Below are 14182 nucleotides of genomic sequence, written 5' to 3' on the forward strand. Positions count from 1 at the left end.
TTGCCGCTGGGACCAGGCTAAGAGCCGCCACAAACAAAAACGCCGTCGCCAGCCTGCGGCCGCGACGGCGTGATCATCACTGCAGTCATTACTTTTTTGTCGATTCCTGAACCGCCGCACTCATTTCATCAATGTCGGCATGACGGACATCGGCGCCCTTCACCAGATAAATCACGTGCTCGGCAATATTCCGGGCATGATCGCCGATCCGCTCCAGTGAGCGCAGCGCCCACAAGACCTGCAGTACCGAAGAGATCGTGCGCGGATCTTCCATCATATAAGTGACCAGACTGCGCATCGCAGTGCCGTATTCGATATCGACAGCGTGGTCTTCCTCCGCCACTTCCAGTGCCTTGTCACTGTCAAAGCGGGCAAAGGCATCCAGTGCGTTGCGCACCATTCCCAGTACGTGGTCTCCGATATGGCGAATCTCCAGCACACTGCGCGGCAGGCCTCCCAGCTCACCCAGCTTAATCGCGGAATGGGCGACTTTGCAGGCCTCATCGCCCATGCGCTCCAGGTCACTGATAATCCGACTGATGGACAGTACCAGACGCAGATCCGTCGCGGCGGGCTGGCGACGAGCCAGAATAATGGTGCAGTCCTCGTCGATAGACAGTTCCAATGCGTTCACAATACGGTCGCCACGATCCACGTCTTCTGCCAGACCGCTGTCCTGACTCATAAAGGCATTGATCGCATCGGCAACCTGCTTCTCAACCACACCGCCCATTTCCAGCATGCGGGTTTTAATATCATCCAGCTCAGTGTTGAACTGCTGGGAGATATGATGCGCGTGCAGATCTTTATCTTTCATACTGTGATTCCTGCGACATCCGCCAACGTCACCACTCAGCCATAGCGGCCGGTGATGTAGTCCTCGGTCTGTTTATTATTGGGGTTGGTAAACAGTGTATCGGTGTTATCGAACTCGATCAGTTTACCCATGTACATAAACGCCGTGTAGTCAGACACACGAGCTGCCTGCTGCATATTGTGGGTAACGATCACAATCGTGTATTTGTCTTTCAGCTCGTAGATCAGCTCTTCGATCTTCAGCGTGGAAATCGGATCAAGTGCTGAGGCCGGCTCATCGAGCAGCAGAACTTCGGGCTCAACCGCAATGGTGCGAGCGATGACCAGACGCTGCTGCTGACCGCCGGACATGCCCAGTGCGTTGTCGTGCAGACGATCTTTCACCTCGTCCCACAGCGCCGCGCCGCGCAGCGAGCGCTCGACCACTTCATCGAGCACCCGTTTTTTGTTGACCCCCTGAATACGCAGGCCGTAGGCGACGTTCTCATAAATCGATTTTGGGAAGGGGTTGGGTTTCTGAAACACCATACCCACACGGCGGCGCAGAGTCGCGACGTCTACCGCACGATCATAGATGTTTTCGCCATCAAGACGAATACCGCCTTCCACCCGACAGGAATCCACCAGATCATTCATGCGGTTAAAGCAGCGCAGCAGTGTCGATTTACCGCAACCACTGGGACCGATAAATGCGGTGACCTTCTGGCGGGGAATCTGCATATTCACATCGAACAGGGCCTGTTTCTCACCGTAGTAAAGATCCAGGTTTTCGACCGTCAGCGTGATGTCTTCGTCATCGATATGCTGCTCGTTACGTGCCCGGCCCAGAGATTCAATATCAATCGCATGGCTCGCAGTGGCTGTTTTGTTGGTATCCATAATTTTTACCGTCATGGCGTGGCCAATTACATTTCCAGAGATTTGTATTTTTCGCGCAGGTGGTTGCGCAGTGCAACCGCACTGAGGTTAAGCAGCGCAATAATCACCACTAACAGCAGCGCTGTGGCATATACCAGCGGGCGCGCCGCCTCAACATTGGGGCTTTGAAAACCCACATCATAAATGTGAAAGCCCAGATGCATGAACTTTTGATCAAGGTGGAAGTATGGGAAGTTGCCGTCCACCGGCAGCGACGGCGCCAGTTTAACGACCCCGACCAGCATCAGCGGAGCGACCTCACCCGCAGCCCGAGCGACCGCCAAAATCAATCCGGTCATCATCGCAGGGCTGGTCATGGGCAATACGACCCGCCACAGCGTTTCCGCCTTGGTTGCGCCCAGCGCCAGACTGCCTTCGCGCAAATTGCGCGGGATGCGTGCCAAGCCTTCTTCCGTGGCAACAATCACCACAGGCAGTGTCAGCAATGCCAATGTTACCGAGGCCCACAACAAGCCCGGTGTACCGAAGGTCGGCGACGGCAGCGCCTCGGGAAACAGGGCCTGATCAATCTCCGCCCCGACAAAATAGATAAAGAAGCCGAGACCGAACACCCCGTAGACAATGGACGGCACGCCGGCCAGGTTGTTAACGGCAATGCGAACGATACGGGTCATCAAGCCCTGCTTCGCATACTCACGCAGGTAAACCGCAGCAATCACCCCAAAAGGCGTCACCATAATCGACATAATCAACACCATAATGACCGTGCCGAAAATGGCCGGAAAAATCCCGCCTTCGGTATTTGCTTCGCGGGGCTCCTCACTGAGAAACTCCCCGAACTTGGCGAAGTAGAACCCAACTTTATCCAGTGACGACATGGCATTGGGGCGATACGCCTGCACCACCGTCGATACGCGCTGCTCCCGACTTTGGCCCTGCGCGGTTTCCATCACAAAACTGTCGCGGTTCCACTGTGCATACAGCCCGTTCAGCTCTTTCTGCAATACCTTGTACTCGGCATCGAGCTCAGCGCGTTCGCTATCAATCTCAAGCTGGCGCTGCGCACGTTTGGCATCCGGCAGTTCTTCATCCAGTGCCAGACCACGCTCACGCAGGCGAAGCTTTTCCAGCCGGTAGTTCACTGCACCGATGGCCTTTTTCTCAATCCGTTCAATATCGTCATGGATCGCTTCAGCCCGCTCTATTCGCTGCTGAAAATCTGCCCATAAAGCGGCGTCATCGCTATATTCCTGACGCTGACCCGCTTCTTTAACCCCCCTCAAAAAGCCGTAGAAGTTCCCCCATTCACGGCGCTCCAGCACCACAGCATCCTCGGGAAATTCGGAATTTTTCAGGTAACGACTGAGCACCCAGCGAAAATCGGCGCCGCTGACATCGCGGTTACCGACCTTGACCAGCTCTCGCTGAATAAAAGAGTCCTCAGTATCCAGCACAAAACCCGCACTGGTCAGTTGTTCAATGGCGACTTCTTCGCTCTCTACCCTTTCCGCCATCACAATGGCCGATGAGCGTTCGGGAAGATCATAGCTGGCGACGAATACATCGGCAGGCCAGAAGTGGCTGAAGCCTCTCACTGCCAACAAAATCAGCAGCCCAATGACCGCCAGCGTGCTGACCGTCACAGCGGCAGCGTTGGCCCAGATCAGCGGTTCACCACCTTTGAACCAAGCCTTGATTCCCTGTTGTTGTTTACCTTGCAATTGCATCTTTTATCCCGCCCGATCAGAGGTTGCCATAGCGCTGTCTGAGGCGCTGCCTGACCGTTTCGGCCACGGTGTTAACGACAAAGGTGAACATAAACAGCACGAATGCCGCGAGGAAGAGCACTCGATAGTGACTGCTGTCGACTTCCGTTTCACCTATTTCCACGGCGATATTCGCCGCCAATGTCCGCATACCCTCGAAGATATTGGCGTCCATAATCGGAGTATTCCCCGTTGCCATCAGTACAATCATGGTTTCGCCAACCGCGCGGCCCATGCCAATCATCAGCGCGGAGAAAATACCGGGGCTCGCGGTGGGCATCACGACCCCCACCAGGCTTTGCCAAGGTGTGGCGCCGAGAGCCAGTGATCCATAACTGAGGTGTTTGGGAACAGAGAAAATAGCGTCTTCAGCGATAGAGAAGATGGTTGGAATCACCGCAAACCCCATCGCCACCCCAACCACCAGCGCATTGCGCTGATCGAAGGCAATACCAAGATCATTGGTCAGCCAGGCGCGCATATCACCGCTGAAGAAGGCACGTTCCATCGGTGCGCTCAGTTCGACACAACCCATCACTACCGCGATGACCACCGGCACCAGCAGCACCGGGTGCCAGCCGTCGGGCACGCGATTCCGCCAATCCGCCGGGATGCGTGACCAGCACCACGCGAACGCCAAAATCGCGACCGGCATGGCAATAAACACCGAGAACACCGCCGGGAGGTTGCGTTCAATGAACGGCGCCAGCCAAAGCCCGGCGAGGAACCCGAGGATAACGGTGGGCAAGGCCTCCATGAGTTCGATGATCGGCTTCACCTTGCGGCGCAGCGCCGGTGCCATGAAATAGGCCGTGTAGATAGCCCCGCAAATCGCCAGTGGCGCGGCAATCAGCATGGCGTAAAAGGCGGCTTTCAGGGTACCAAACGCCAACGGAGCAAAACTGTACTTCGGCTCGAAATCATTGTCTGCCGCCGAGGACTGCCACACGTAGTCGGGCTCTGGATAGCTTTCGTACCAAACCTTGCTCCACAACACGGACCAGGAAACTTCAGGGTGCTCGTTGTGCACAGCATACCGCTGGATAGTGCCCTGCCCGGATTCGACCAGCAGCGCATCTGCCCGAGGCGCGATAGCCAGGCCGGATACCTGTTTTGCGTCCAGGTCCTGACTCAGAAGCCGACGCTCGGATGTACTGTGGTATATGTCGAGGTGGCCGTCCCGACTGACACTGAGAAAGCCTTTCCGGCGATGTTCGGTAACCAGCTCGCTCGGCGTACTTTCCGCGTCAAAGCGACGGACGAACTGCAATCGATAACCGGTGTCGCGGCTGGCATCACGCACAACAAACCACTGACTGATCTCGCCCTTATCCGTGGCCGTCAACAGCGAGATCCCGCCCAGCAAGAACCGGGCATCAGTCAGACTGCCACCCTCTGTGAGACGTCCGCGATCGGTAATCTTCAGGCTGCGCATATCAATCAGCCGGTAATCGCCCTGCTGACTCAAAACATACAACCAATGCTGGCGCGGGCCGATCAACAGGTAGTCTGCGGGGACGTCCAGCGTCGGCAGTTTAAGAATCTCTTCTTCCAGCGTGACCTCCTCGGTAAGGAAGTCTTCTTCTTTGGTCCAGCGCCGCCCAACCAAGTGTCCATCGCTCACGCCAACAATCAGCAGCGCATCTTCACTGTCTCTAAGCGCCAGTTTGTCCAGCGCCGCCTCGGCAACCGCTACCCCGTCGTTACCGTAAGGGTAGCGCAGCAGCGGTGTAATCACGCGCTTGTCGCCGGGATAACTTACACGATAGTCGTGTTTAACAATCAGTACTCGACCGTCGTCCTGCCCCAGGGCAATGACGCGACTGTCTTCCGACTCCAACGCGAAGCTGCGAATCGCCGAGGATAAAGGCAACTGCTCGCGCAGGACTTCGTCCCCATTCTGAGCATTGAAAAACAGGGCATCACCCTGACTGCCCAGGCGGAAGCCGATTTCCGTCTGCTCTTCGATCGCATGGTAAAGGGGGGCTTCGGTAACCGGCAGGGTAAACTGCTCTTCCAGCTCGATATCTGCCGATGTAAACAGAGGCAGAATTTCGTAGAGAAGATAGAAGAAGATCAACAGAATAGATAACAGCACACCGATACCACCAGCGGTGATCGTTGCGGTGGTCATCTTATCCTTAATATGCCGCCACCGGCGCTGCGCCGACGCAGCTGCCCGCACCTCGGATTGCTTCATACGTTTAAAACTCTGCTTCTGTGAATACGTGAAATGCTACAGCCACCGCATGTCGTCAGCGTGACAGCAATGCGAGGACACTGCTCACAGCCATCCCCGCATCAGTTGAGTCCGAGTTACATATCCAGCTTCTTGAGGATACGCTCTACGACACTCGCGGGCAGCGGCACATAACCATCTTTCACCACCACTTCCTGGCCCTGTTTAGACAGCACCATTTTCAGGAACTCGCGCTCAAGCGGAGCCAATGGCTTGTTCGGCGCCTTGTTCACATAGACGTAGAGGAAGCGCGAAAGCGGATAACTGCCATTGATCGCGTTTTCCGGGTTGGCGGCTACTGCGGCACTTTTGTCGCTCTTGGCAATGGGCACAGCACGCACACTGGAAGTGGTGTAACCGATACCGCTGTAGCCAATACCGTTAACCGATGTGGATACTGACTGAACAACAGAAGCCGATCCTGGCTGCTCGTTCACACCGTTTTTGAAATCCCCTTTACACAGCGCTTCACCCTTGAAGTAGCCGTAAGTACCAGATACCGAGTTCCGGCCAAACATTTGAATATCGCGCCCTTCCCAGGCGCCAGTCATACCCAGTTGCCCCCAGCGGCGAACATCATCCGGGTAGCCACATTTGCGGGTGCTGGAGAAGATCGCATCCACCTCGGCCAGCGTCATACCATCGATGGGGTTGTCTTTGTGGACAAAGATAGCCAGGGCGTCAATGGCCACCGGGACGGCCGTCGGCTTGTAGCCGAAACGCGCTTCAAAGGCTTCTATTTCCTTGTCCTTCATTTTGCGGCTCATTGGCCCCATATTGGACGTGCCTTCTGTCAGCGCCGGCGGCGCAGTGGAAGACCCCGCAGCCTGAATCTGAATATTGACGTTGGGATAGTTGCGCTTGAAATCCTCGCCCCACAGCGTCATCAGGTTTGCGAGCGTATCCGAGCCAACGCTGGACAGGTTTCCGGAAACGCCGGATGCTTTTTCATAGGTGGGCAGGCCCGCATCCACATCGGTCGCGGCACTGGCCAGTGAAGAAGAAAGGCCAATTACTGCAGCAATCAGGCAATTTTTGAGTTTCACCGTCGTCTCCCAAGTCATGCAAAAGGTCGTAGATTTAACACGGCCGTCATTTTATCGACGAAATATGACTAAATTGTTACAGGCAGCGTAGCTTTTATTACAGCGTTGTCACGCTGCAGATTCAGCCTTCGTTGCCAAGGATTTGGGGAACAGACAACTGAAGGTACTGCCGTTTCCGGGGTGACTGCGCACCCTCAGCTCGCCGCGATGTCGAAGCAGTACATGTTTGACAATTGCCAAGCCCAGCCCGGTGCCGCCGGTATCCAGCGAGCGACTCTGATCCACGCGATAAAAGCGCTCGGTCAAGCGGGGAATATATTGCGGTTCAATGCCAATACCGCTGTCCTGGACTTCCAGCACCGCATGACTGTCGGTCTGGTACCAGCGCAGCACAATGCGGTCACCTTCAGTGGTGTAACGGGCAGCGTTGACGGCCAGGTTAGACAATGCACTGCGTATTTCCGTCGCCTGCCCTTTCAGTACGATACTGTCGTCGCATTCTATTTCGATGCTGCGATCACCCTTCGCCGCCGCCAGCGCCTCTTCTCGGACCATTTCCAGCAGAGGTCGCAAGACAATACGATCCTGTTCTTTGGGCTTGGGCACCGACTCCAGTCGCGACAGCAGCATCAGGTCCTGAATCAGGTGATGCATTCTGCGAGACTGCTTCAGCATTTGTTCAATAGCACGATCCCAGCGCGGATTTTCGCCGCCGTGTTCCGCGAAGGTTTCGAGGTAGCCATTGATAACCGTCAGAGGGGTGCGCAATTCGTGGGATACGTTCGCCACGAAATCCTTGCGCATTTTTTCAAGGCGATAAGTCCGGGTGATATCCCGGGCAAACAGCAGGCGATTACGCTCGGCAAAGAAGCTGATACTGATACTCAGCTGAATGTCTGCATTCACCGGGGAGGCCATTTCCAGCGGTGCCCCGTATTTTTCGGCCTCGTAATAGCCGACAAATGATGGCGCACGAATCAGGTTGAGCAGCTGGAGGCCGGTATCGTCCTCTCGCCGCAGCCCCAACAACTCCGATGCCGCATCGTTACACCATTCGATATTGCCCTGATGATCGAGCATCACCACCGCGTCAGACATGGACGCGAACGACGCTCGCAGATAATCAATCATGGCCTGCAAGCGATCGTGATCCCCCGTCGCCTGCTTCTGCATATCATAAATGGTATCGAAAATTTGACCCCACATGCCTATCGCCTCTGGCGGCTCCGTCCCGGAGCCTCGGTATAGCCAGTCGCTCAAACGTTGAAGCTGCCAAAGCAGCCAGGTGCAGATTCCCGCGGCCACCACAAACACCGGCCAGGCACCCAGTTCGAACGCTGTCGACAGAACCGCAGCAGCTGCCAGCGGCAGCATGACTCTGACCAGTTCCGTCTTCCAATCGTAATACCGCATGAACCGGCGCTATGCGCTGACTCCTGTTGCTGAAAAGCGGTAACCGGTGCCTCTTACGGTCTGGATAAGCTGACCAAAATCGCGGCTGTCTGTGAGAAGTGCCTTGCGCAGTCGACGGATATGCACATCCACCGTGCGCTCTTCGACATAGACATTGGTGCCCCACACCTGATCAAGAAGCTGTCCACGGCTGTAGGCACGCTCCTGGTGGGTCATGAAGAATTTGAGAAGTTTGAACTCTGTCGGCCCCATATCGAGAGGCACGTTATCGGCAAAAACGCGGTGACTGGCGGGATCGAGGCGCAGGCCATCCACATCGATACTCTCTTCCTGGTCGGGCGTGCTCACCCGGCGCAATACCGCCTTGATGCGGGCCAGCAGTTCGCGAGAGGAAAAAGGCTTGGTGATGTAATCGTCAGCGCCAACGTCCAGCCCCTGCACGCGGTTGTCTTCATCGTCTTTGGCGGTGAGCATGATAACCAGCATATCGCGAGTCAATTCCTCACGCCGCAGGCGCCGCAGCAACTCGATACCGCTGGTGACCGGCATCATCCAGTCGAGCAGCACCAGGTCTGGTCGCTGATCAACAATAATGCCGTGAGCTTCCTGGGCATTGGCTGCCTCCAGGCAATCGTAGCCCGCAAGTTCCAAGCCTACGCGAATCATTTCGCGAATGGCTGCCTCGTCATCGACGATGAGGATGGTCTTGGTTGTCGTCATGCTTGTCCCTTTAACGCCGCCTAAGTACTTGAGCCTGCATTTAAACGGTCTTTAATGACAATTTTATGACAAGTCAGTCTAGTCGAATACGACGGTTTTATTGCCGTGAACCAGTACCCGGTCTTCCAAGTGGTTACGTAAGGCTCTGGCAAGCACTGACTTTTCCACATCTTTGCCGAGCCGAACCAAATCATCTTTGCTGTGGCGATGTGACACTCGGATGACATCCTGCTCAATAATTGGCCCTTCATCCAGCTGTTCTGTCACATAGTGACTGGTCGCGCCAATCAGCTTCACACCACGGTCATACGCCTTTTGGTAGGGGTTGGCGCCAACAAACGACGGTAAAAAGCTGTGGTGAATATTAATCATTCGACCGGCGTAGGCTCGACAGAATTCCGGGGGGATAATCTGCATATAGCGAGCAAGGACGATACAGTCCGCTTCGTAAGCCGCTGCGAGCGACTGGACTTTCTCATGGGCAGGCGCCTTGTTATTCGGGTCGACTTGCACGTGTTCGAAGGGAATGCCGTGCCACTCCACCATACTGCGTAGGTTTTCGTGATTGGAGATAACACAGGGAATGTCGCAATACAGTTCACCACTGTGCCAGCGGTGCAACAGATCAGCAATGCAGTGGGAGGCGTGGCTGGCCATAATCACCACGCGACGGCGGCGTGCCGAATCCACCAGTTCCCACTCCATCCCGTATTCTTCGGCAATGGGACGGAACGCTTCCCTCACCGCATCGGCTTTCATGCCCAGCGACTCGGCGGTAATTTCATTGCGCATGAAGAACCAATTGCTGTCGGCATCAGAATGGTAATTGGCCTCGGTCAGCCAGCCCCCCTGTTCTGCCACAAACTGGCTGACACGGGCAACAATCCCGACGCGATCGGGACAACTGGTGATAAGGCGGTAAGTGTGCTGCATGGTAATTCTGTAAACCTTACTAAATCAGACTTTATTCAATATTCCGCGCACGGCCTGAGGCAGATCTGCGGGCAGCACCACGGTTTTGGCGTTGCCAGATGCCGACAGCTCTTTGAGCGCCTCGGTGTACTTTTCGCCCAGCAGATAAAGCACTGGCAGCTCATCGCCCTTCACGGCGTTGGAGACCAGTTCGATCGCCGTCCCGCTGGCTTTGGCCAGTACGACTTCGGCCTGGGCATCGCGGCGAGACGCCTCAAGACGCCCTTCTGCTTCGAGGATCGCAGCCTGCTTCTCGCCTTCCGCCTTGGTCACAGCCGCCCGCCGTTGACGCTCGGCAGCGGCCTGCTCTTCCATCGCGCGCTGCATCGTCGGAGAGGGGTTAATGTCCTGAATTTCAACCGTCTTCAGGGTAATTCCCCAGTCGGCAATATCATCGGAGATCGCCGCTTTTAGCTTGGCTTTAATCTGATCGCGGGACGACAGTGCCGAGTCCAGCGACATCTCACCGACAATCGAGCGCAACGCCGTCTGAACGAGATTCTGGATGGCGATGTTGTAATCCTCAACGCCGTATACCGCTTTCTCTGGCGATACGATGTTGATGTAGGCGACAGCGTTAGCAATGATCACCGCATTATCTTCGGTGATCACTTCCTGTGAAGGGATATCGAGCACGATATCCTTGGTCGTGATTTTGTAAGCGACCTGGTCAACGTAGGGAATAATGAAGTTCAACCCGGGATTCAGGGTGCCGTGGTATTTTCCCAGACGCTGCACGATGTGCTTATAGCCTTGAGGGACCGTCTTAACGCCCATCCCCAGCGTTACGATTACCAGAACCAGCAACGCGCCGGTAACAGCCAAACCATCCATTGTTATCTCTCCTGAAGTAGTGGGATTCGCCGAGTTGGCGGAGCGAATCAGTCCGCGGCGCCGAAACGCGCATCCAGTGGGCGGACGATCAGAGAGTTCCCTGACACATCTTCCACAACAACGCGGTCACCCACGGCAACCGGCTCGCGACAAATGTACATCCACTCATCGTTTCCCAATACCGGGATACTGAAACGCACAGCGCCTTCGCCATGGGAACCGGCACGAATCACCATGCCTTCCTGACCGACGACCTGCTCTCTGGACATACCCGAGAGGCTGCGGTTTTTCATGCGTGGATGAACAAATTTGAACCAGAGGAAAAGGTCAAACGCCGACAGGCAGGCCCAGATCAGCAACTGAATACTGAAGTCCAGAGGCACAACCGCCGTAATGAGGCCGACGGCGATCGCACTGGCGCCAAACCACAGCATCACGAAACTCGGTACAACGGCCTCGCTGGCAACCAGCAGCAGACCGAACACCATCCAGTGCCAGTATTGAATTGTGTTATTGAACCACTCCATCCCTGCCCCTTTTGCCTTGTCACGAACGCAGGCACTATTTAGCCACGATCAGCACCAATAGCAAGCACACAGCGGTAAAATTGCGCGGAAACTCATTGGTCACAGCCAGCAGAAAGGCGCAAATTCCGGTACAATGCGCTCCTTATCGGAGAGTAGCCAAACCATGTCTGTACCACCGGCCATATTCAGCCATCGCCCCTATTGGGCCGAGTGCTTCGGCACAGCCCCGTTCCTGCCGACGAGCCGGGAAGAAATGGATGCGTTGGGCTGGGACAGCTGCGACATTATTATTGTCACCGGCGACGCCTACGTCGACCATCCCAGTTTTGGCATGGCAGTCATCGGCCGCACCCTCGAAGCGCAGGGCTTTCGCGTTGGCATCATTTCCCAGCCCGACTGGCAGTCGGCCGAGGCGTTCAAAATACTGGGGCGCCCGAACCTGTTCTTCGGTGTAGCCGCCGGGAACATGGACTCGATGATCAATCGCTACACCGCAGATCGCCGCCTGCGTCATGACGACGCCTACTCGCCCGATAATGTCGGTGGCAAACGGCCTGACCGAGCGGTGATTGTCTACTCTCAGCGCTGCCGTGAAGCGTTTAAAGACTGTCCGATTATTATTGGCTCCATTGAGGCCAGCCTCCGGCGTATCGCACACTACGACTACTGGAGCGACAAAGTTCGTCGTTCCATTCTGATGGACGCCCGCGCCGACTTATTGCTGTACGGCAACGCTGAACGAGCCATTATCGACCTGGCCCACCGCCTTTCCCGCGGTGAATCGGTGCAGGAAATTCGTGACCTCCGAGGTACGGCCTATATTTCTGATGGCGTCCCTCAAGGCTGGCAAGTCGTCGATTCCAGCAGCGTAGATCAACCGGGCAAAGTCGATCCGATCACCAGCCCCTACATAGACACCAGCGCCGACCCAGCCTGTAAAACCGAGCAGCAGAATGCCAAACAGGCTGACGCAGAAGCGGTGCAGACCGTTACCCTGATCGATCCGCGCAGCGCCCGGCAGGAACGCGATACTGAACACACCGTCATCCGCTTACCGGATTACGAGACCGTAAAAAAAGACCCCGTCAGCTATGCCCACGCCGCTCGCGTACTGCATCTGGAAACCAATCCGGGCAACGCCAGGGCACTGGTGCAACGACACGGCGACAAGGACATCTGGCTGAACCCACCGCCGATTCCGCTTACCACGGAAGAGCTGGACTGGGTGTTCGAGCTCCCCTACCAGCGGCGCCCTCATCCGAAGTATGGCGATGCTCGCATCCCCGCCTACGAGATGATCCGGAACTCCGTCAACATCATGCGGGGTTGTTTTGGCGGTTGCAGTTTCTGCTCAATCACCGAGCATGAAGGGCGAATCATTCAGAGTCGCTCTCAGGAATCCATCGTCAAAGAAGTCGAAAAAATCCGTGACAAAACCCCCGGTTTTACTGGCGTCATTTCCGATTTGGGCGGCCCCACCGCCAATATGTGGCAACTCACCTGCAAGAGTGAAGCGATAGAAAAACGCTGCCGTCGCCTGTCTTGCGTATTCCCCGGCATCTGCAAAAACCTGAATACCGATCAAACGCCATTGATATCTCTGTACCGGGAAGTCCGCTCATTGGAAGGCGTTAAAAAGGTGTTGATCGCATCAGGCTTGCGCTACGACCTTGCGGTGGAAACCCCTGAATACGTCAAAGAGCTGGTCACTCATCACGTGGGTGGCTATCTTAAAATCGCCCCGGAACATTCCGAAGACAGCCCGCTAAGTAAAATGATGAAGCCAGGCATGGGCAGTTACGATCGCTTCAAAGCGATGTTCGACAAATTCTCAAAGCAAGCCGGTAAAGAGCAGTACCTGATTCCCTACTTTATTGCCGCTCACCCCGGCACGCGCGACGAAGATATGATGAACCTCGCGCTATGGCTAAAACGCAATGGCTTTCGGGCTGATCAGGTACAGGCCTTCTACCCCTCACCGATGGCCAATGCCACGGCGATGTATTACTCCGGCAAAAACCCACTGCGCAAAGTCAGCCGTCGAAGCGAAGATGTCTTCAGCGCGAAAGGGCTTAAACAGCGTCGCCTGCATAAAGCCTACCTGCGTTATCACGACCCCGATGGTTGGCCAGCGCTGCGTGAATCGCTTCTCAAAATGGGACGCCGGGATTTAATCGGCTACGGCAAGAAGCATCTTGTTCCACCCAAGCAACCGGCTAACTGGCAGCCCAAGAGCGGCAGGAAAGGCAAAATCCTCACCCAACATACGGGTTTGCCTCCGCGAAAACGGCAATAAAAAATTCATTTTATCCCTTGCAAAAGGCTTTCTATACCGCTTCAAGCTGTGTATATAATGAGCTTGCTGGCTATAGATGCAGCTTGGTTTTATGTAAAAGCACCACGAAGTCGTTTTAAGTACCTCGTTCTGTTTCATAACTACCCTGCCTATCTCAGCTCAAGCCATCCAAGGCAAACTTACAAAACGAGGTTTTAAACATGTCCAGAAGCACTGGTAAAGTAAAATGGTTCAACGAAACCAAAGGTTTTGGCTTCATTGAGCAAGACTCTGGCCCAGATGTGTTTGTACACTTTAGCGCCATCAATGGTTCAGGCTTCAAAACCCTGGCCGAAGGTCAAGCTGTAGAGTTTGACGTGCAGAGCGGCCAGAAAGGCCCGCAAGCTGCCAACGTAACCGTTATCTAAAACGGCTGAGCAGGCAGCCGGTTGCTGCCTGCTTTCTTCCCCTCCTCAAAAGTATCACTCCGCAAAACCAACACTCCCCGTTGGCGCCAACTTCCTTTTAGTAGTTTAATTCTGAACTGATATCGCATCGGCACGCACAGCGCTGCATAACCTTTCTGGGAATGTTATGAAAAAAACCATCATCGCCACCCTTTTTCTCTCCACATTCAGCTTGGCGTCGCATGCCGGAAACTTTCGCTACGCGATCGACTACAGCAAAGCGATTGA

General features: G+C 55.3%; 12 protein-coding genes. 2 read left to right on the plus strand and 10 right to left on the minus strand.

The window, feature by feature from the left end; all coding sequences use genetic code 11:
• Positions 1-88: 88 nt before the first annotated feature.
• The 10 genes from phoU to AC5DB9_RS15845 form a co-directional block, all read right to left on the minus strand.
• Entirely contained in the window at positions 89-817 is a 729-nt protein-coding gene (gene phoU / locus AC5DB9_RS15800) for a phosphate signaling complex protein PhoU (protein ID WP_022957402.1), read from the minus strand.
• 35 nt (positions 818-852) lie between these two features.
• Positions 853-1695, minus strand: coding sequence for a phosphate ABC transporter ATP-binding protein PstB (pstB, locus tag AC5DB9_RS15805; protein ID WP_028968042.1), 843 nt, complete (start codon positions 1693-1695; stop codon positions 853-855).
• Positions 1696-1721: 26 nt separating this feature from the next.
• The gene (pstA, locus tag AC5DB9_RS15810; protein WP_272989862.1) at positions 1722-3422 is read right to left on the minus strand and encodes a phosphate ABC transporter permease PstA; all 1701 of its coding nucleotides are present in this window, start codon (positions 3420-3422) and stop codon (positions 1722-1724) included.
• 16 nt (positions 3423-3438) lie between these two features.
• Positions 3439-5595, minus strand: a complete 2157-nt coding sequence (locus AC5DB9_RS15815; RefSeq protein ID WP_272989858.1) for an ABC transporter permease subunit — start codon at positions 5593-5595, stop codon at positions 3439-3441.
• A gap of 182 nt (positions 5596-5777) precedes the next feature.
• Positions 5778-6746 carry a PstS family phosphate ABC transporter substrate-binding protein gene (locus tag AC5DB9_RS15820; protein ID WP_022957406.1) on the minus strand — a complete coding sequence of 323 codons (969 nt, stop codon included), beginning with the start codon at positions 6744-6746 and terminating at the stop codon, positions 5778-5780.
• A gap of 108 nt (positions 6747-6854) precedes the next feature.
• A complete protein-coding gene (gene phoR, locus AC5DB9_RS15825) occupies positions 6855-8159 on the minus strand; it encodes a phosphate regulon sensor histidine kinase PhoR (RefSeq protein WP_272989851.1) in 1305 nt (434 codons plus the stop codon).
• Between the two features lie 9 nt (positions 8160-8168).
• Positions 8169-8879, minus strand: a complete 711-nt coding sequence (gene phoB / locus AC5DB9_RS15830; protein ID WP_022957408.1) for a phosphate regulon transcriptional regulator PhoB — start codon at positions 8877-8879, stop codon at positions 8169-8171.
• Positions 8880-8957: 78 nt separating this feature from the next.
• Positions 8958-9812 (minus strand): formyltetrahydrofolate deformylase, encoded by an 855-nt coding sequence (purU, locus tag AC5DB9_RS15835; RefSeq protein WP_273009032.1) that lies wholly within the window; start codon positions 9810-9812, stop codon positions 8958-8960.
• A gap of 24 nt (positions 9813-9836) precedes the next feature.
• On the minus strand, positions 9837-10685 hold the full coding sequence (locus tag AC5DB9_RS15840; RefSeq protein ID WP_272989764.1) for an SPFH domain-containing protein: 849 nt from the start codon (positions 10683-10685) through the stop codon (positions 9837-9839).
• A gap of 47 nt (positions 10686-10732) precedes the next feature.
• The gene (locus AC5DB9_RS15845; protein ID WP_272989762.1) at positions 10733-11212 is read right to left on the minus strand and encodes an NfeD family protein; all 480 of its coding nucleotides are present in this window, start codon (positions 11210-11212) and stop codon (positions 10733-10735) included.
• Positions 11213-11375: 163 nt separating this feature from the next.
• On the opposite strand from AC5DB9_RS15845, the gene AC5DB9_RS15850 reads away from it, so the two are divergent.
• Together AC5DB9_RS15850 and AC5DB9_RS15855 are read left to right on the plus strand one after the other, a co-directional pair.
• On the plus strand, positions 11376-13508 hold the full coding sequence (locus AC5DB9_RS15850) for a YgiQ family radical SAM protein (RefSeq protein ID WP_272989760.1): 2133 nt from the start codon (positions 11376-11378) through the stop codon (positions 13506-13508).
• Between the two features lie 200 nt (positions 13509-13708).
• Entirely contained in the window at positions 13709-13915 is a 207-nt protein-coding gene (locus AC5DB9_RS15855) for a cold-shock protein (protein WP_272989757.1), read from the plus strand.
• Positions 13916-14182: the final 267 nt, after the last annotated feature.

It is taken from the genome of Spongiibacter sp., assembly GCF_984394615.1.